Here is an 18,018-nt window from a genome sequence, read left to right on the forward strand (position 1 = left end):
ATAACTTAAGCTCGTGGCGCCACTGGGGCATCATGATTCACACTTAGTGAAGATTCAACAAGAACTCCACAGTCGGCACGCGTTTCGGTAGCGGGCATCGTGCTCCTCGTATGTGCTCGAAGGCATGAACCAAGCACTAACTAATATTCCGTCCATCCGGAACAACCATCCCACCTTCTGGCACGACCTCAATAACGGCACCTATCTTAAACTCGCACCCCGCATCGCGGTGCACCGTGATCATTACCGCAGCCTACCCCTACCTGCCCAGCTGCGTCTGCGTGCCATTGCCGCCGCCCGCAGTGCTTATACCGCAGTACTCATTTCCAAATCCGCCGCCCGCCTCCACGGGCTATGGGTGCTTGCCTCCGCCGAAGAAAAGGTGGAAATGGCCCTTCCCCATAACTCTTTGCCTCATAAGGACCGGCGCCATCCAGAACGCATGTACCGCAAAACGAAATTACCCGAGCCATTGCTGGTACACGGCGCCCGCACCGTTTCTCCGGCCCGGGCGGTGATCGATATTGCCCGGTTCCACGGTTTTCGCGAAGGTCTCATTGCTGCTGACTCCGCCCTGCGCGCAGGAATTACGAAGAAAGCTCTTAGGCAGGAATTCGCCCAGATGGGCAGGGTGCGCAATAGCGCCATCGTGCGAGAAGTTATCCACCACAGCTGCGCCGCCTCCCCTTCCCCCTATGCTTCCTTTGCCCGTGCCCTCCTCATCCAGGCGGATTTTCCCTGGCCGATGTTTTTCGAGGTCCACTACACCGCCCTGCCCGGCATCACCGCGCAGCTGTGCATCAATAAGACCTACGTCATCGACATCACCGAACCGGGCAATGACACTACCACCTCCATACAGCCGCTTGCCGATGCCCCATCCACCGCGGCACCAACGAAGCCGCGGGACCACGCTGAGCGGTCCCGCGACAAGCGCCTGCGCGATGCCGGCTTTACCGTCATACGGTGCTGCCCGCCGCAGTTAGTTCAGCACCCGGAGCGCTTTATTTCTGAGGTCACGGCCACTATCTCCGCGCGCCAGAACGCTATACGCTCCCAGCAGTCCCACAACTGAGCCATCCAACGCTAAAGATGAACCCACGCAAGGTTCTAGTCCACGCAGGGTGGCCATCTAAAAATGCGACGGCCACCGAGAGAGGGAATCTCGGTGGCCGCTAAAATTCCCTTGCTTTAAGCAAGGAAGTCTAAAGGATCTATGCAGTTGTGGCCCGGCGGGCTGCCTCGCGCTTGGCGCGGACTTTTTCTACGACCGCGGCAATGCGGGCGCGTTCTTCTAGGAATTGCGGCGGATTATGGCCGCGCATGGAGCGCACGTACGCCGGGTGCGTATCGAGCACGGTGTGCTTCCACGCCTGCACGGCGATGAGCGCGGATTCCCCTGTGCACTTATACAGGTGCGGCAGGGAGACCATGTCGAGGTTGCGGGCGACGGCATCGGTTTGCGCCAGCACGTAGTCCACGACTTCACGCAGGTAATCTGCTACCGCCTGCGTGCGTTGGCGCAGTGCTTCTGCCAATTCATGCACGACGATGGGCTTGGCAATGGGATAGCGCTCATCTAACAGGCGCGGGGTGAGCTGCTCCGGCTCCTCCGCATCATTTGCTCCAGAAGGAGCGGCAGAAATGGTTCCCGAACGCACGCCGGATACTAGCGCTTGGCGAAGCCCAATTAGCTCACCCACGCAGCGCCCCGAGTCCACGCGGGCATCGTCGACGATATCGCCGAGTTCTGCCAGGCAATCCATGGACAGTTCCTCATCCCAATCCTCGATTGCTTCGATGAGGTGCTCGAGGTATTCCGCGACTTCGTCGCCGATATTGTAAATCTCCTGGGTGAGCTCGCGGTGACGCAGCTCGGCGGCGATCTTCTGCATAGGCTTCGAGCCACTCCTTCCGCGGTTTTCATTTTCTAACCTCTAGTAGAGGTTGAGGTTTTCGGCGACGACTCATGACTCTATGCCAGATCGTCTACCGCGAGAGTGCGACACTCCGAAGCGTTTCACAGGTTTATGGCAGGTTCGCGCTTGCGCCATTGTGACCTGCAAGAAACTAAACACCCGAGGAATAAAATCCCCGGGTGTACCCGTTTCGCCGTTTTCTAGCGCTTGTAGATGTGCTCGATGGCGCTGGCATAGCGCTGCGCCACCACGTTGCGCTTGACCTTCATCGTTGGCGTGAGCTCATTTTCATCCTCGGTGAGGTCGCTTTCTAGGATGTAGAACTTCTTAATGCCCTCCGCGTGGGACACCGTGGAGTTGACCTTGTTGACGGCGTCTTGCACCTCGGCGCGCAAGGTGGCATCGGTAGCGATATCGTCCATGGAGCGGTTTTCTGGGATATTGTGGTCCAGCTTCCACCGCTTGAGGATGTCCGGGTCCAGGGTGATAAGCGCTCCCACGAACGGCTTGCCATCGCCTACGACCATGGCCTGCGAAATCAGCGGGTGGCCGCGCAGGATGTCCTCCATCGGGCCTGGCGAGACATTCTTGCCACCCGCGGTAACAATCAGGTCCTTCTTGCGGCCGGTGATCGTGAGCTTGCCATCATCGTCGATTTCGCCCAAGTCACCGGTGTTGTACCAGCCGTCTTCAAAGGCTTCCTCCGTGGCCTCGGGGTCATTCCAGTACCCTTCGAAGACCATGCCTCCCTTGATGCAGACTTCGCCGTCATCGTTGATGCGCAGGGTAACCCCGCCAAGAGGCGGGCCGACGGTACCAATAGATTGGTCCACGTAGTCCACGGCAGCGGCCGCGGCGGTCTCAGTCAGGCCGTAGCCTTCATAGATGGGCACGCCGATGCCGCGGAACCAGTGCAACAGATCGTGGCCCATCGCGGAGCCGCCGGTAATGCAGTACCGAACATTGCCGCCCACGCCCTGGCGAATGGTGGAATACACCAGCTTGTCAAAGAGCTTGTGCTTAATTTTCAGCAGGCGGTCTGGGCCGTCCGGCGTATCGAGTGCCTTGGAGTATTCGATGGCGATCTTTTCGGATTGCTCAAAAAGGAAGCTCTTGATGCCAGAATCCGCCGCCTTCGAGGCCGCGGAGTTGCGGACCTTTTCAAATACGCGCGGCACGCCCAAAATGACGTTGGGTCGAGAGCGGGCGAACTCGATGGAGATGGTGGAAAAATCGGACCAGTGGTTCTGCGAGGCACCGCGAAGGGCCACGGCAATCGATACGGCGCGGGAAAAGACGTGGGCCAAGGGCAAAAATGTCAGCGTATGGCTGCCCGGCACGGCGAAGACACCGATAGGGTTGGTGGTCAGCGCCCTAGCTTCCGAGAGCCAGTTCCGGTGCGTCAGGATGCAGCCCTTCGGGCGGCCGGTGGTGCCGGAGGTATAAACCAAGGAGGCCAGGTCATCGGTATTGGTGGCGGCGATGCGGGCAGACACCTCGTCGGTGCCAACGCTGCGGCCTTCGAATTTCAAGGTATCGATGGCGGAGGAATTAATCTCTAATACGCGCCGCAGCTGCGATGGTGAGCCCTTCAAATTCGGTTCCCCATCGTCTTGCAGGACCAAGTTTTCTACTAATTCGGAGTGCTCACGGGTTTCGGTAATCGCCAGCACCGCCCCGGAATCCTCGATAATCCAGCGCACCTGGGAGGCAGACGAGGAAGGATAAACCGGAACCGATGCCGCACCGGCGGCCCAGATGGCATAGTCCAGCAGGGACCATTCGTAACGGGTAGCAGAAATCAGGGCGATGCGATCTCCCTGCTCCACGCCTAGCGCGATTAAGCCTTGGGCTACTTCAAAGACCTCATCGATAAACTCTTTACCGGTGACATTGACCCACTCATAATTAGCTGGGCGGGTAAACATGACGCCGTGCGGGCGCTTCTTCGCGGTATCCATCAGGGCGGTGAGGCAGGTCTCCCCCGGCTCAATGGTAAATTCCGCCGGGGTGTGCACTTGTTGCAGGGTCACGCGATATCCTTTCGCACAGCTAATAATAATCTCTGCCTACTGTACCAACCGGTTGGTGTATCAACGCGTTTTACCCACGATCGAAGCTGTAATTGTTCAGGGTTTATAACACCACAGTGCCCCATTTATTGGAGCAAACCACCAATCCGCACTAGGGCCACAGGCTGCCGATGAGCGCAACGATGAGAACTAGCGCAATCATGGACCACAGCGTGAGCGAGACCCGGGATTTGGGCAGGGCGCGCTTGCGGCGAACGGGCTGAGAGGCGCCGACAACCGGCGGGTTTGCAGCGCGCTCATCCTTTTTGCGCTCTGGATCCCACAGGCCTTCGCGGGGATCGACCGGCTGGATCCTATCCGAGCTGGCGCTGGGCACGTCGCCGCTCGCTGCGTTATCGCCCGCGCCCTCCGAATGTTGTTCAGCCATGGTCTTTTACTGTAGTGCCGCGATTGCGAAACTGGGAAATTAGGACGGCACTGCGGTCCACGGCCCACATCAGGCACCAGGCCAGGCCAATCATGATGGGAACCACGATGATGACCACGATGATCATCTGTACCCACACGGGCGCCTGCACCAGGAACTGCGAAAATGCGCTGCTCACGTCAGTCAACCACTCCATGGGTCCTTATATTACTGCCCCACGGTAATCTGGCAGGTATGTCGAGCGCACAGATACCCGTCACCATTGCCACCCCATCTGGACGCATCACCGGCTTTAGCCGCGATGGCCTCTCCTACTTTCATTCGCTGCGCTTTTGCGAAATCCCTAGCCGCTTTTCCCCGGCGCGGCCGCTGGATGAGCCCCTCGACCAGGATGCGCGCACACCAAAACCGGATGAGGTAGCGCTCAGCATCACTGCCCCGGAAAACGCGGCGGATTGCCCCGTGGTGGTCTATATCCATGGTGGAAGCTTTGAAGGCGGCTCGCATGAGGACGAGCGGGTGCCAGGCACGGTAACGGCCCGCAAGGGCATCATCCAGGTCCAGGTGGGCTACCGCGTGGGCCTGGCCGGGTTCGCCCGCTTTGCCGACGATGAAGCGGACCGCTACCGCGGCATCGATGACTGCGTGCTGGCTTTGGAATGGTTGCAGGACAATATCGAGTCCTTTGGCGGGGATAAAACGAATATCACCCTGGTGGGCCAATCCGCCGGTGCAGCGATAAGCCTGTGGCTTGCCCGGCGCGATCACTACCGCGGCGCTTTCCGGCGCGTCCTCGCCCTATCGCCTGCCTATCCGCGCGATACCTTTGAGCAGCGCGTGGCGGGATTGCACAGGTACCTCTCAGTGCCCATCGAACAAAGCGCTTTGGAATCGCTCTCGCCCGAGGCATTGGAAAAGGGCTATAAAAAGTTCCGCAAGAAGCACCGCTATGACTTGGCCCTCGGCCCGGCGCCGATGCAGGCATCCGAATTGGCGGATATCCCCATCGTGGTGAGCTCCACCCGGGATGAATTTTACGATCTCCCGGCCGGCAAGCGCATCGATAATATGGCCCTGGGCAAGTTCATTTGTAACTACCTGTCCCAGCGCTTCGGCTTCCCGCACGGGCGCTACACGCAATGGCGCCAGCTCGCGCAGTACGTGGACCCGGACCGCCTCATGGGCCGGATGATCGGCGATTCCCTCGTTCGCCGCTGGACGGCGCAGGTGGCCTCTGGCGCACCGGGGCCGACCTGGATGATGGAATTTACGAGGAAGCTTAAGCCGGCGCTGCACTGCGATGAGCTCTACCCGCTCTTCGGTACAGACTGCGAGCTGAACGAGTGGCTCTGCCACTTCGCCACCACAGGCGAGCCGGGTTTCCCCAACTATGGCAGCGACCACCGCGTGCTCGAATTTGATTTGGATACCGGGGATCGGCGCATCGCCTATGCCACCTTGGATTACGTGGCGGCGGCGTTTTATGAGGAGGACTAATTGCTACTGCGCTAAAGACTGAAGCGCCGTGCGCAATTCGGCTTCCGCCAGTTCCTCGCACATCCACGGGCTAAATACCGCTGGCACGGCATCGGCCGCGGCGATAAGTTGGGCGGGATCGACCCATTCCCAGGAGTCGACCTCGTCCGGGTTCGGCTGCCACTGCGCTTGGGAGTCGAGCTCTACGCAGTAGACGGGGCAGATTTCGTTTTCCACCAAGCCGGAAGAATCCACCGCACGGTAGGAAAAGTTCGGCAGCACCACGCGCAAGTTGGATAACGCATCCGCGGGAATGCCTAGCTCGAATTCGGCGCGGCGCATAACGGCATCGGCAGTCGCCTCCCCCGGACCAGGATGCCCGCAGAAGGAATTGGTCCACACGCCAGGCCAGGTTTGCTTGCCCAGCGCCCGGCGGGTGATGAGCACCTTTCCTTGGCAGGTAACCCACGCGGAAAAGGCGAAGTGCAAGGCGGTGTCGGTAGTATGCACCTCGGATTTGAGGGCAGTACCAATGGCCTTTCCATCGGCACCCGCCAGGACTACCCGTTCCGTCATAGGTTTAGATCCCCCACCCAGGTGACGTTTCCAATGTGCAGGCGGGCATTCCAGAGGTTGCCCGGCGCGACATCGTAGCGGTATTGCAGGTTAACCGAGGCGCCCGCACCCAGCGGGTGATCCAGCCCCGGTGGTTCTACGCCGGGCGCGGAGTTTTCGTCATAGGGCAGGGCTTGCACCTTAGACCAGCCGCCATTGCCGTCGGCGCGCTCGAGGACGGGGTCGTCGAAGGCATCGGTAGGCAGGGCCATTTCGTTTTCATTCTTGAGCAAGATGGTCACCACGGAGCCGCCGGAATTACTATCCGTATACACTCCCTGCAGCTCCCAGCTAACACCGAGGCCGGCATCCTTGACAGGGCTCGCCAGGTTGGAAGTAACTTCCTTATCGTCGGTGTCTTCTGCCTGATAAGGCTTTTCTTCCGAGCTGGAGACGGTGATATTGTCCCCCAAACCGGTCTCTTCCGGCTGGAGAATGCTGCATCCGGCCAGGGTCACGGCGAGAAGGCTGACCACGCCTGCGCCTAAAGTGTGAGAAATTTTCACCGTGGATGGATCCTTTGCACGCGAAGATAACTTTATTTCTGCACAGATACCTTAGCCGAAAGCCCGCCCAAGGTATGCATCTGGGCTGCGCGCCGTGGCGTGTGGCATACTGGACTGTCTCTTTTAGGTACTCTCCCTCCACGCGTCTTTGAATTGAGCAACCCTCTATGAAATCCCTCGTACGCATTACCCGCAGCGCTTCTGCCCTGTGGCCCTATTATCTCGGCGTGTTGCTCGCAGCGACGGTCACCGCCGTCCTTGCGTTGATTTCACCCTTTTTCACCAGGGAAGCCACCGACATCATCGTTGAGGCGCTCCAAACAAGCGAGCCGCTTGGCGATGCCCTGCGTGCCGTCCTCTTCCTCACCCTCGCCCTCTTCCTTGCCGATGCCGCCAATGCCTTATTCCGCAATGTCGGCAGCTACATCGGCGATGTCATGGTCTCGCGCTTGCGCCAGATTTTATCCAACCGCTACTTTGCCAAGCTCTTGGCGCTGCCGCAGGGCTATTACGATAATCAGGTCACCGGCACCATCATCGCCCGGCTGGATCGCTCCATTGCGAATATCACGCAGTTTATCCAGTCCTTTGCCAATAACTTCTTCACGATGATCATCCAGACCATCGCGGTATTGGCCATTACCGCCTGGTACTACTGGCCGCTGACCATCTTATTGGCGCTGCTTTTCCCCATTTATATGTGGCTAACCGCGCTGACCTCGAAGCGCTGGCAAAAATTTGAGGCCATTAAAAACGAAAACATCGACCAAGCCAATGGCCGGTTTGCTGAGGTCATAGGCCAGGTCAAGGTCACCAAGTCCTTCGTCGCCGAATCCCGCGAGTTGGACCATTTTGCCCAGCGCTATGACACCGTGGTCGATACCACGCGGCCGCAGTCGCGCTGGTGGCACATGATGGATACCTTCCGCGGCATCGCCATGGCCATAATCTTTTTGGGCATCTACGCGGTCATTTTCTGGCGCACCCTCGAAGGCCACTTTTCCATCGGCGATATGGTCATGCTCTTGCAAATGGTCACCATGGCCAAACAGCCCGTATTCATGATGAGCTGGATGATCGATACGGCCCAGCGCGCTATCGCCGGCTCGCGCGACTACTTCAAGGTCATGGAAGAAGACCTAGAGCCCACCGCCTCGCGCGAGCTGGTCGCCGCCATCACGGACTCCGGCACCCCCGAGCTCAACCTCACCCCTATTACCCCATTGGAGCCCACGCCCGGCGCGCCGGTCTTTGCCTTTGATGATGTTTCCTTTGCCTATGAAGAAGGAAAGCCCGTCGTTACAAATATCTCCTTTAGCGCGCACGAGGGCCAGAAGGTCGCGCTCGTGGGTGAATCGGGCGGCGGTAAATCCACCCTGGTCAACCTGCTGCTGGGCCTGTATCACCCCTCGGCTGGTCACCTCGATGTGTTGGGCCACCGCGTCGATGACCTCACTGCGTCTCGCTTGCGCGCCTCTGTTGGCGTGGTTTTCCAAGAGTCTTACCTCTTTTCGGGCACCATCCGCGACAATATTGCCTATGGCAAGCCTGGGGCCACGGAGGAAGAAATCGTAGACGTCGCCAAGCGCGCCAATGCCCATGACTTCATTGAGGCCTTCCCGGATGGTTATGACACGGTCATCGGTGAGCGCGGGCTAAAACTTTCCGGCGGGCAGAAACAGCGCGTATCCGTCGCGCGCGCCATGTTGAAAGATGCCCCTATCTTAGTGCTCGATGAAGCCACCTCCGCGCTTGATACCAAGGCCGAGCGCGCCGTCCAAGCCGGCCTGGATGAGCTGATGAAGGATCGGACCACGCTGATTATCGCGCACCGCCTATCCACCATCGCGGATGTCGATACCATCATCACCCTCGAGGCAGGAAGGATTGATGAAATGGGCTCGCCCGCTGAGCTCGCGCAATCCGGCGGTATCTATGCCGAGCTACTCAAGCTCACCCAATCCAGCTCCGCGGCGGACCGCCGCCGGCTGAAAAAGTACGGCTTTGTCACCGGGGCCAATTCCCGCAGCGAGCACGGCGAAGAAAGTGAATAAATCCACTGGGACTGCTGCGCTTAAAGCGTTAAGCTTGTGTGCATGCAGTTTCCTAGCCTAGAAGAGTTGCAAGCCCGCGGAACCCGCAAGTGGACCGTCTTCGATGAAGACGTCCTCCCGCTGTGGATCGCGGAGTCCGATTTCCCCACCGCCCCCGCCGTCAAGAAGGCGCTGCAGGAGATGGTGGATAATGAAACCTTCGGCTATACCCCCTCCCCCAAGGCCTCGGGGCTGCGCGAGGCCGTCGCGGATTTCTATGCGGAGCGCTACGACTGGCGCCCCAATGCCGATCACATCTTCTGGATAGGCGATGTCGTCCGCGGCCTCTTGCTCGGCGTGCAGTACTTTACCCGCGATGATTCCCCCGTCATCGTGCCCGTGCCCTCCTACCCACCGCTGCTGGAACTTCCCCGCACGGCTGGGCGCGAAAAGATCGAAACCAGCCTCGAGCTAGAGGAAATCGAGCAGGCCTTCAAGGACGGTGCCGGTTCTATTCTCTTGGCCAACCCCTATAACCCGCACGGCCACGTCTTGTCGGAGGACTACCTCCGCGGGCTGGTGGAGTTGGCGGAGAAATACGATGCCCGCATCTTGGCCGATGAAATCCATGCCCCGCTGGTCTATGAAGGAAAGCATATCCCGGTGGCATCGCTAAGCGAGGAAGCAGCGCAGCGCACCATCACCGTCACCGCCACCTCCAAGGCCTTTAATACCGCGGGACTTAAGTGCGCGCAGATCATCTTTTCCAATGCCGCCGATGCCCAAAAGTGGAACGGGCTGACCGGTGTGGCCAAAGACGGTACCGGCACCTTAGGTGTGCTTGCAGCCGAGGCCGCCTACCGCCACGGTGGGGACTTCCTGGACGAGGAAATTGAATACCTACGCGAGACCCGCGACTGGCTGGTAGAAGAACTGCCGCAGCGCATCCCCGGGCTGAAGACCTCGCAGCCGCAGGCCACCTACCTGTTGTGGCTGGACTTTTCCGATACCGCTATCGCCGGCAATCCCCAGCCTGCTAAGTGGCTCCGCGAGAATGCCCGCGTCGCGCTCAACGAGGGCGATACCTTCGGCACCGGCGGCCCCGGCCACGCGCGGTTGAACTTCGCTACCTCCCGCGAAATCTTGGGCGAGGCACTCGACCGCATGGAAAAAACCTTCGCCGAGCTCGACTAGTTCTTACCTTTCTCCCCCGCCCCATCGCACCCGCGATGGGGCTTTTATTGCATTTTCACCATGCTTTGATTTCTCAACAGGTGGGCAGTAATATCTCATTACACGAATAGCCCCTATAGGGCTACAGAATTCGCATTCTCGTTCGCGTCGCCTGCCACCACGGCTCTCGGCGCGGCTGATGGTTTTAGTACGCAATGTTAAGGAGCCAGGATGGCTACCACCACTGCCTCAGGCACCCCCAAGAGCAAGGCCACCGTTGTCATTGCCTCGCTCATGCTCTTTTCGATGTTCTTCGGCGCCGGCAACCTCATTTTCCCGCCCATGGTGGGCGTATCCGCCGGTACCAACTTCTGGCCCGCCGTGCTGGGCTTCCTCGCCGCCGGCGTACTCTTGCCCGTCCTGGCCATCATCGCGGTCGCGATTTCCGGCCGCTCCGTGCGCGACCTGGGCGCGAATGGCGGCGCTATCTTCGGCGTCGTCTTTTCCGCCATGGCCTACCTGTCTATCGGCGCTTTCTACGCGCTCCCGCGCACCGGCGCGGTCTCCATGGAAACGGCGATTACTCCCCTGTTGGGTTGGGAAGGCACCCTGGCCAGCGGTTTATTCAATACTGTCTTCTTCCTCATCGCGTTAGGCCTTGCGTGGAAGCCCAATTCCATCATCGATACGCTGGGCAAATTCCTCACCCCGGCCCTGGTTGCGCTGCTGGTCATCCTCATTACCTTGGCCGCGCTGAATCACCCGCGCGATCCCCAGATGCCGACCGACGATTACGTTTCTTCCCCCATGGTCACCGGCCTTTTCGAGGGCTATAACACCATGGACGCGATTGCCGGCCTGGCCTTTTCCATCGTCATCGTGGGTTCCCTGCGCTCTAAGGGCTTTAAGACCCAAAAGTCCCTGGTGAAGGGCACCATCACCGCGGCGCTTGTCGCCGGCGCCCTGCTTGCCGCCATCTACTTGGGGTTGGCCTGGGTGGGCCAGACCCTGCCCGATGGCCAGTCCTATGATTCAGGTGCGCCGCTGCTTGCCGAGGCCGCCAATCTCACCATGGGTACCTTCGGCCAGGCCCTCTTCTCCGCCATCGTCGTCCTCGCCTGCCTGACCACCGCGGTGGGCCTTATCACCGCGACCTCCGCGTTCTTCGAGATGCTGGTGCCTAAGACGACCTACCACCTGTGGGCCTGCATCTTTACCGCGATGTCCATCCTCTTCGCCTTCCAGGGCCTCGACACCGTGTTGTCCATTGCGGTGCCGTTTATCACCTTCCTGTACCCACCGGCTATCTCCCTTATCCTGCTCACGCTTATCCAGCCGGCGGTCAAGAATTCCGTCGTGTTCTACTGGACCTACCGCCTTGCCCTGTGGGTATCGGTCATCTGGTCCGCCCTGACCGTCATTTCCGCGCAGGGTTGGGGCACTGCCGCCTTGGATCCCATCTTGTCTTTGGCGCCTGGCCAAGCGGTGGATCTGGGCTGGATTATGCCCACCGTCATCGCGGCCGTCATTGGCCTGATTGTGGATATCTCCACCAAGGCCGGCGAGAAGCACTCCAACTCCGTGACCGCGGCTGCCGATGCCGATGGCGATGCCGTCGTTGACTCGCCGCTCGATGCAGCGGCATCGCCAAAGAGCTAAGCTCCCTCCCTCCTTCTCTGCCCCGCCGTTGGCCCGCATTCCTCGGGTTCTGCGGCGGGGTTTCTGTCTGCGGGCGTACTCCACGCGCAAGAAGCACGGAATAGCGCTGCCCCGCGTACCGTTGCACTATAGGTACTATTCCCGCGAGAAAAAGGATTATTTTCCCATGACTGATCACGCGCCGCTTTCCGTATTGGACTTTTGCACCATCTATGACGGTGAAACCCCCGCCCAATCCATTAACCGGTCGGTGGAATTGGCCCAAGAAGCCGAAAAGCTGGGGTATTCCCGCATGTGGTACACCGAACACCACAATATGAAGTCCATTATGTCCTCCGCGCCCGCCGTCCTCATCGCGCACATCGGCGCGAAGACGGAGCGCATCCGGTTGGGCTCTGGCGGCGTGATGCTGCCCAACCACTCGCCGTACGTCATCGCCGAGCAATTCGGCACCCTAGAGGAGATGTACCCGGAGCGCATCGACTTGGGCGTCGGCCGCGCCCCCGGCACGGACATGAATACCTTGGGCCGTGCGCTGCGCCGCGATGGTCAATCCGCCGAGCGTTTTCCAGAAGACGTCAAAGAGCTCAACGCTTATCTGGAGGGCAAGGCCTATATTCCTGGGGTCAGCGCGGTTCCCGGTGCCAATACGAACGTTCCTATCTATATTCTGGGCTCGTCCATGTTCGGCGCTTCGCTCGCGGCAAAGCTCGGCCTGCCCTACGCCTTTGCCTCCCACTTCGCCCCGCAGCACCTCGAGGAAGCAACGACCTACTACCGGGAGAACTTCCAGCCTTCCGAGCGGTTTAGCAAGCCCTACGTCATCGCCGGTGTCAACGTCACCGCCGCCGATACTATGCAAGAGGCAGAAGCTGAGTACGAGCGCGTGTGCTTTAACCGCGTGAAGTCTTTCGCCGGCCGCGGCAAGTACTTGACCGACCAGCAGGTAGAGCAGATCATCGAGTCTTACCAAGGCCAGCAAATCCTGGACATGCTGCGCTACTCCGCGGTTGGCACCACCAAGGAAGTCACCGAATACCTGGAGAAGTTCCAAGAGCACGCCAAGGCCGATGAGCTCATGATTTCCCTGCAGTCCAGCTCACACGAGAATGTTATTAAGAACATGCACGTGCTTGCCGAGGGCTGGCAGCTCGATCCAGCCAACGTGGCGGGCACCCCGCGCTAAGCCCCCGCCTCGCTGCGCTAAACGGCGCCGGGCTGCACCGAGCGGGGCAGCCCTCAGCCGCACCATTCTGGCTGCTCAGCACCACCGGATTCGCCGCACAACAGCCGCTGAGATTGCCCTAATTAATGGTAAAATAAGCCCACCCCCGAATGGTTTTAGGGAGTTTATGTGTTGCATAACGCACACGTTATTCTTCATCCATGAAAGTATTACGTGCGCGCTCAGCGCTTGGCTGTCTCGCGATGGCGACAGCGCTGGGTACAGTAACAGCTTGTTCAGCGGGCCATACGGCGGTGGTAGATACCTCCGGCAACGAAGCCGCCCTAACGGTGGCGTCTAGTTCGGGGGCCACCTCGCTCGACTTCACCACTACCAGTGGGGCCGCCGCGCCCTCGGTGCTGATGGATAACGTCTATGAGACCCTGGTGCGCATCGATGAAGACGGGTCCATCACCCCAGGCTTGGCCAAGGACTGGGACATCAGTGAAGATTCGAAGACCTATACTTTCCACCTGCGCAATGACGTAACTTTTTCCAACGGCGATCCCTTCACCGCACAGACCGCCGCCTTTTCCATTAATTACGTCAAAAATGACTGGGCCAACGGCATTTCCTCCGCCATGGATCCCGTCGATAGCGCCACCGCGGTAGATGACCACACCCTCAAGGTGCGGCTGGACAAGCCGTCGAACCGCTGGCTGTGGTCCATGGGCACCACCATCGGTGCGATGATGTCACCTAAGAGTATGGACGACCTCGCAGCCCAACCTATCGGCACCGGCCCCTATGAGGTGGCGGGATTTTCCCCCTCGGAATTCGTCTCCTTGCACAAGCGCGATGATTACTGGGGCACACCGTCTGAACACGATGTCACGGTGCGCTACTTCCCCGATGCCATTTCCTCGGTCACCGCGCTGCGCTCGGGCGGCGTGGACGTCGTCTGGGGCGTGGGCAACCCCGAAATCCTCGATTCCCTAGATGATTCCATCGATACCAACGTTGGCACCACCAATGGTGAGGTCTTGCTATCGATGAATAATGACCGCGCCCCCTTCGACGATCCGCGGGTGCGCCAGGCCGTTTCTTACGCCGTCGACCGTCAAGCGGCCAATGACATCGTGTGGTCTGGCATGGCCACCGATACCGGCGGCGCGCCCATGGCGCCCACCGATCCTTGGTTCGAGGGCAAGAACTATTACGACTTCAACCCGGATAAGGCCCGCTCGCTGCTTGCCGATGCCGACGCTGAGGGCACCCCACTCACCATCACCGTGCCTACGCTCTACTATGCCCAGGCCATCTCCGAGCTGCTGTACTCGCAGCTTTCCGATGTCGGCTTCGACGTCACCCTCGAAACCGCCGAGTTCCCCGCCGTGTGGCTGGGCCAGGTTCACGGCGCCAAGGACTACCAGATGTCGATTATCTCCCACGTGGAGGCCCGCGATATTCCGGCGCTTTTTGGCAACCCGGATTACTACCTGAATTACGATTCCGCCCGCACGCGCGAGCTGCTCGAAAAGGCCGATACCGCAGCACCTGAAGACTATCCCCGCCGCATGACGCAGGTCGTGGACCAAATCATGGCCGATGCCGGCGCGCTTACCGTGATGAATATGCCGAATGTCGTTCTAACGCGCCACGGCATCAGCGGCTTGCACACCAATCAGGTCACCGACGCCATCGTGTTGCGCGATCTCACCGACGACAAGGAGGACCAATGAGTACCTCTCGGGCACAGGCCATAATCCGGCCGCTGCTACGCTTCGTTCTCACGCTTTTTATCGCCTCCCTCATCATCTTCGCGCTCATGCGCGCCGTGCCCGGCAACCCGGCGCGCGTCGCGTTGGGCGTTAATGCCACTGAGGACGCCATCGCCGAGCTCAGCGCAGATCTCGGCCTCGACCGGCCGCTCATCGCGCAATACGGCGAGTGGATGAAGGGCCTTGCCACCGGCGATTTTGGCAAGTCGCTGTCCTCGCAACAGGACATCACCCCGCTGGTTGTGGACCGCCTGCAGGTCACGCTCATCCTCATCGTCCTAGCCATGGCCTTGGCGCTGGCCTGCGCGATTCCCATCGGCATGTGGCTGGCGCATAACCGCAATTCGCGGGTTGCCGGCCTGGTCTCCGCGGGAACGCAGTTGGGCATCGCCGTGCCAAGCTTCTTGGTCGGCATCATCTTGGTGGCCATCTTTGCAGTCCACCTGGGCTGGCTACCGGCCAATGGTTGGGTTCCGCCGAATCGCGGCGTGGGCGATTTCCTGCGCCACCTGATCCTGCCGGTCATCGCCTTGGCCCTGGTCCAGGGCGCCATGCTCACGCGCTATATGCGCTCCTCGGTGATCGACGTTATGGACCAGGACTATATCCGCACCGCCCGCGCCCTGGGCGATTCCCCGCGGGAGGCCCTGCACCGCCACGGACTGCGCAATGCCGCCCTGCCGGTGCTCACGGTCTCTGGCCTGCAATTGACCTCGATGGTGGTAGGCGCCGTGGTCATTGAATCCGTCTTCGTCATCCCCGGCGTGGGATCCATGCTGCTCGATGCGGTCTCCGTGCGCGATCTGACCACGGTGCAGACCCTCGTCATGCTGCTGGTCACCTTCGCGCTGGCAGTAAACATGCTTACCGATGTCGCCTACCGCCTCATCGACCCCCGAATCAAGGCAGGTGACGCGCGATGAAAATGCGTTTTTCTGGTTGGCTAGGTGCCGTGCTCGTCGGCGCGGTCGTCGTAATCGCCCTCGTATCGCTGGTGTGGACGCCGTACGATCCCACCCTCGCCCAGCCGGGTAGCCGGCTATCCGGCCCCACCGCGGATCATATCCTGGGCACGGACCGCTTCGGGCGCGATACCGCCTCGCGCATCATGGCGGGCGCGAAAATCACCGTCTTCGTGGGGCTCATCGCCGTCGGCATCGCAGGTCTTATCGGCATCCCGCTGGGAATTCTCGCGGGCATGCGCCGCGGCACCTGGGTAGAAGCGGTGGTCATGCGCGGCGCCGACGTCGTCATCGCCTTCCCGGCGCTCTTGCTCGCCATCATCGCCGGCGCGGTCTGGGGCCCATCGACGTTGACTGCCATGATTGCCATCGGTATTTCCGGCATCCCGTCCTTTGCCCGAGTGGCGCGCTCTGGCACGCTGCAGGTGGTCACGCAGGACTATATCGCCTCCGCCCGCATCTCCGCTGTGCCGGGATGGAAGGTTGCGGTGCGCCACGTGCTGCCGAATATCGCGGGCCTTATCATCGTCCAGGCTTCGGTGTATTTTGCCCTCGCCATCCTCGCGGAGGCGGGCCTGTCCTACCTCGGTTTGGGCACCCCTCCCCCTGCTGCCTCGTGGGGCCGCATGCTGCAGGATGCCCAGTCGCTGCTGAGCACCGATCCCCTCCAGGCCCTGTGGCCGGGCCTCGCCATCGCCGCCACGGTCTTGGGCTTTAACCTGCTTGGCGATGCCCTCCGTGACGCCCTCGACCCCCGTATGAAAGGAGCCACGCGATGAGCCTTTTAAGCGTGCGCGATCTCAGCCTCAGCGCCTCCGAATCCTCCCTCGTCGGCCCGCTTAGCTTCGATCTCGAGGCTGGCGAAAAACTCGGGATCATCGGCGAATCCGGCTCCGGTAAATCACTGACCGCGCTATCCATCATGGGCCTGCTGCCCACGGGGATTTCCGCCACCGGCGAGGTCACCGTGGCCGATCATCAGATCATCGGCGCGCGGGATTCCGCCATCCGCCCACTGCGGGGAAAGACCATGGCCATGGTCTTTCAAGAACCCATGAGCGCGCTGGATCCCTTGATGCGCATTAGCGCCCAGCTCACCCACGCCGGTGCGCACGATATCGCCGCGGCCCTAGAAGAGGTCGACCTCGACGCCAACCTCGCCTCCCGCTTTCCCCACCAGCTCTCCGGCGGGCAGCGCCAGCGCGTGCTCTTAGCCATGGCGATGGCAGGCAGCCCCGACGTGCTCATCTGCGACGAGCCCACCACCGCCCTCGATGCCACCACGCAGGACGGGGTCCTCCGCGTCATCGAGCGCGTGACCGAACAACGCGGCACCGCCCTGCTTTTTATCACCCACGACCTCAACGTCATCCAGCGCATGTGCCCGCGGGTGCTGGTCATGCGCGATGGTTACATCGTGGAGGAAGGCCGCACCGAGCGCGTGCTCACTCAGCCGCGCCACGCCTATACCCAAGAACTGGTTTCGGCCTCGCAGCCGCCAGACTTCGCCCTCACCCCGGCGGGTGGGGAGAAGGAAGTGGTGGTGCTGGAGGGCATCGGCAAGCAGCATAGCTCCCAGGCCGCGCTGGCGGGAATCGATCTCCGCGTGCGCCGCGGCGAGCGGCTCGGCATCGTCGGTGGCTCCGGTTCCGGCAAAACCAGCCTGCTGAAGATCGTGGCGGGGCTAGATGCCCCCACCTCTGGAACTAGCACCGTGGACGGGCGCGTGCAAATGGTCTTCCAAGACCCGCAAGGTTCGCTGAACCCGCGGCTGAAGATATGGAAATCCATCGCCGAGGCCATGCCCGGGCGCCTGCCCAAGTCCGAGCAGCGCGAGCGCGCCGCCGCCGCGTTGGAAGAGGTGGGCATGTCCGGCAAGGCGCTCGACCGCTTTCCCCACGAGTTTTCCGGCGGGCAGCGCCAACGCATCTCCATCGCCCGCGCGCTGTGCGGCGAGCCGGATATCCTGCTTGCCGATGAAGCCGTCTCCGCCCTCGACATGTCCGTGCAAGCCCAGGTGCTGGAATTGCTCGCCCGCCTCATCGAGGACCGCGGGCTGACCCTGCTTTTTGTCACCCACGACCTCTCCGTGGTGCGCGGGCTCTGCGATAGGGTCGCCGTGCTCAACCGCGGCGAGCTCGTCGAACACGGGCCCACCGAGCGCGTGTGGTCGAAGCCCAAGAGCGACTACACCCGCCGGCTCATCGCCGCCGCTGGGCAATAAGCTCGCGCAGCGTAGGGTGGTTGCGGTAGAAGTTTCTAACGAAAG

At 60.8% G+C, this 18,018-nt stretch carries 16 protein-coding genes; 10 read left to right on the plus strand and 6 right to left on the minus strand.

Annotated elements, in window-relative coordinates:
- Nucleotides 1-124 precede the first annotated feature (124 nt).
- On the plus strand, nucleotides 125-1,075 hold the full coding sequence (locus tag CACC_RS08775; protein WP_005278079.1) for a hypothetical protein: 951 nt from the start codon (nucleotides 125-127) through the stop codon (nucleotides 1,073-1,075).
- A gap of 139 nt (nucleotides 1,076-1,214) precedes the next feature.
- Here CACC_RS08775 and CACC_RS08780 read toward each other — a convergent pair whose 3' ends face one another.
- The 4 genes from CACC_RS08780 to CACC_RS08795 form a co-directional block, all read right to left on the minus strand.
- Nucleotides 1,215-1,895, minus strand: a complete 681-nt coding sequence (locus CACC_RS08780) for a hypothetical protein (protein ID WP_005278077.1) — start codon at nucleotides 1,893-1,895, stop codon at nucleotides 1,215-1,217.
- 224 nt (nucleotides 1,896-2,119) lie between these two features.
- Entirely contained in the window at nucleotides 2,120-3,952 is a 1,833-nt protein-coding gene (locus CACC_RS08785; protein WP_005278069.1) for an AMP-dependent synthetase/ligase, read from the minus strand.
- Nucleotides 3,953-4,103: 151 nt separating this feature from the next.
- Nucleotides 4,104-4,379 carry a hypothetical protein gene (locus tag CACC_RS08790; protein WP_005278068.1) on the minus strand — a complete coding sequence of 92 codons (276 nt, stop codon included), beginning with the start codon at nucleotides 4,377-4,379 and terminating at the stop codon, nucleotides 4,104-4,106.
- Nucleotides 4,372-4,575 carry a hypothetical protein gene (locus CACC_RS08795; RefSeq protein WP_005278067.1) on the minus strand — a complete coding sequence of 68 codons (204 nt, stop codon included), beginning with the start codon at nucleotides 4,573-4,575 and terminating at the stop codon, nucleotides 4,372-4,374. The genes CACC_RS08790 and CACC_RS08795 overlap by 8 nt, the downstream gene beginning before the upstream one ends.
- Nucleotides 4,576-4,613: 38 nt before the next feature.
- Between CACC_RS08795 and CACC_RS08800 the strand changes: the two genes are divergently transcribed.
- Nucleotides 4,614-5,876, plus strand: coding sequence for a carboxylesterase family protein (locus tag CACC_RS08800; RefSeq protein ID WP_005278066.1), 1,263 nt, complete (start codon nucleotides 4,614-4,616; stop codon nucleotides 5,874-5,876).
- A gap of 3 nt (nucleotides 5,877-5,879) precedes the next feature.
- On the opposite strand, the gene idi is transcribed toward CACC_RS08800, so the two are convergent.
- Together idi and CACC_RS08810 are read right to left on the minus strand one after the other, a co-directional pair.
- Nucleotides 5,880-6,431: an isopentenyl-diphosphate Delta-isomerase gene (idi, locus tag CACC_RS08805; protein WP_005278064.1), complete on the minus strand. Its 552-nt coding sequence runs from the start codon at nucleotides 6,429-6,431 to the stop codon at nucleotides 5,880-5,882.
- Nucleotides 6,428-6,976, minus strand: a complete 549-nt coding sequence (locus tag CACC_RS08810; RefSeq protein ID WP_050755821.1) for a hypothetical protein — start codon at nucleotides 6,974-6,976, stop codon at nucleotides 6,428-6,430. The genes idi and CACC_RS08810 overlap by 4 nt, the downstream gene beginning before the upstream one ends.
- Nucleotides 6,977-7,143: 167 nt before the next feature.
- Here CACC_RS08810 and CACC_RS08815 point away from each other — a divergent pair, with 167 nt between their 5' ends.
- The 8 genes from CACC_RS08815 (at nucleotide 7,144) to CACC_RS08850 (ending at nucleotide 17,973) form a co-directional block, all read left to right on the plus strand.
- Complete coding sequence (locus CACC_RS08815; protein WP_005278060.1) at nucleotides 7,144-9,030, plus strand: ABC transporter ATP-binding protein; 1,887 nt, start codon at nucleotides 7,144-7,146, stop codon at nucleotides 9,028-9,030.
- A 42-nt stretch (nucleotides 9,031-9,072) separates the two neighbouring features.
- Nucleotides 9,073-10,203, plus strand: coding sequence for a MalY/PatB family protein (locus CACC_RS08820; protein WP_005278058.1), 1,131 nt, complete (start codon nucleotides 9,073-9,075; stop codon nucleotides 10,201-10,203).
- A 210-nt stretch (nucleotides 10,204-10,413) separates the two neighbouring features.
- Nucleotides 10,414-11,841, plus strand: a complete 1,428-nt coding sequence (brnQ, locus tag CACC_RS08825; RefSeq protein ID WP_005278051.1) for a branched-chain amino acid transport system II carrier protein — start codon at nucleotides 10,414-10,416, stop codon at nucleotides 11,839-11,841.
- Nucleotides 11,842-12,007: 166 nt separating this feature from the next.
- Nucleotides 12,008-13,027 (plus strand): LLM class flavin-dependent oxidoreductase, encoded by a 1,020-nt coding sequence (locus CACC_RS08830; RefSeq protein WP_005278049.1) that lies wholly within the window; start codon nucleotides 12,008-12,010, stop codon nucleotides 13,025-13,027.
- A gap of 200 nt (nucleotides 13,028-13,227) precedes the next feature.
- Nucleotides 13,228-14,748: an ABC transporter substrate-binding protein gene (locus tag CACC_RS08835; RefSeq protein WP_035108411.1), complete on the plus strand. Its 1,521-nt coding sequence runs from the start codon at nucleotides 13,228-13,230 to the stop codon at nucleotides 14,746-14,748.
- Nucleotides 14,745-15,710, plus strand: coding sequence for an ABC transporter permease (locus tag CACC_RS08840; RefSeq protein ID WP_005278045.1), 966 nt, complete (start codon nucleotides 14,745-14,747; stop codon nucleotides 15,708-15,710). Before CACC_RS08835 ends, CACC_RS08840 begins: the two co-directional genes overlap by 4 nt.
- Nucleotides 15,707-16,528, plus strand: a complete 822-nt coding sequence (locus tag CACC_RS08845; RefSeq protein ID WP_005278043.1) for an ABC transporter permease — start codon at nucleotides 15,707-15,709, stop codon at nucleotides 16,526-16,528. The genes CACC_RS08840 and CACC_RS08845 overlap by 4 nt, the downstream gene beginning before the upstream one ends.
- Complete coding sequence (locus tag CACC_RS08850) at nucleotides 16,525-17,973, plus strand: ATP-binding cassette domain-containing protein (protein ID WP_005278041.1); 1,449 nt, start codon at nucleotides 16,525-16,527, stop codon at nucleotides 17,971-17,973. The genes CACC_RS08845 and CACC_RS08850 overlap by 4 nt, the downstream gene beginning before the upstream one ends.
- Nucleotides 17,974-18,018 lie beyond the last annotated feature (45 nt).

The sequence above is a fragment of the Corynebacterium accolens genome, from assembly GCF_023520795.1.
Classification (GTDB): domain Bacteria; phylum Actinomycetota; class Actinomycetes; order Mycobacteriales; family Mycobacteriaceae; genus Corynebacterium; species Corynebacterium accolens.

Coding starts and splice junctions, on each gene's coding strand:
- CACC_RS08775 (WP_005278079.1), top strand. CDS start 125: ATGAACCAAGCACTAACTAATATTCCGTCCATCCGGAACAACCATCCC.
- CACC_RS08780 (WP_005278077.1), bottom strand. CDS start 1,895: ATGCAGAAGATCGCCGCCGAGCTGCGTCACCGCGAGCTCACCCAGGAG.
- CACC_RS08790 (WP_005278068.1), bottom strand. CDS start 4,379: ATGGCTGAACAACATTCGGAGGGCGCGGGCGATAACGCAGCGAGCGGC.
- CACC_RS08795 (WP_005278067.1), bottom strand. CDS start 4,575: ATGGAGTGGTTGACTGACGTGAGCAGCGCATTTTCGCAGTTCCTGGTG.
- CACC_RS08800 (WP_005278066.1), top strand. CDS start 4,614: ATGTCGAGCGCACAGATACCCGTCACCATTGCCACCCCATCTGGACGC.
- idi (WP_005278064.1), bottom strand. CDS start 6,431: ATGACGGAACGGGTAGTCCTGGCGGGTGCCGATGGAAAGGCCATTGGT.
- CACC_RS08815 (WP_005278060.1), top strand. CDS start 7,144: ATGAAATCCCTCGTACGCATTACCCGCAGCGCTTCTGCCCTGTGGCCC.
- CACC_RS08820 (WP_005278058.1), top strand. CDS start 9,073: ATGCAGTTTCCTAGCCTAGAAGAGTTGCAAGCCCGCGGAACCCGCAAG.
- brnQ (WP_005278051.1), top strand. CDS start 10,414: ATGGCTACCACCACTGCCTCAGGCACCCCCAAGAGCAAGGCCACCGTT.
- CACC_RS08830 (WP_005278049.1), top strand. CDS start 12,008: ATGACTGATCACGCGCCGCTTTCCGTATTGGACTTTTGCACCATCTAT.
- CACC_RS08835 (WP_035108411.1), top strand. CDS start 13,228: ATGAAAGTATTACGTGCGCGCTCAGCGCTTGGCTGTCTCGCGATGGCG.
- CACC_RS08840 (WP_005278045.1), top strand. CDS start 14,745: ATGAGTACCTCTCGGGCACAGGCCATAATCCGGCCGCTGCTACGCTTC.
- CACC_RS08845 (WP_005278043.1), top strand. CDS start 15,707: ATGAAAATGCGTTTTTCTGGTTGGCTAGGTGCCGTGCTCGTCGGCGCG.
- CACC_RS08850 (WP_005278041.1), top strand. CDS start 16,525: ATGAGCCTTTTAAGCGTGCGCGATCTCAGCCTCAGCGCCTCCGAATCC.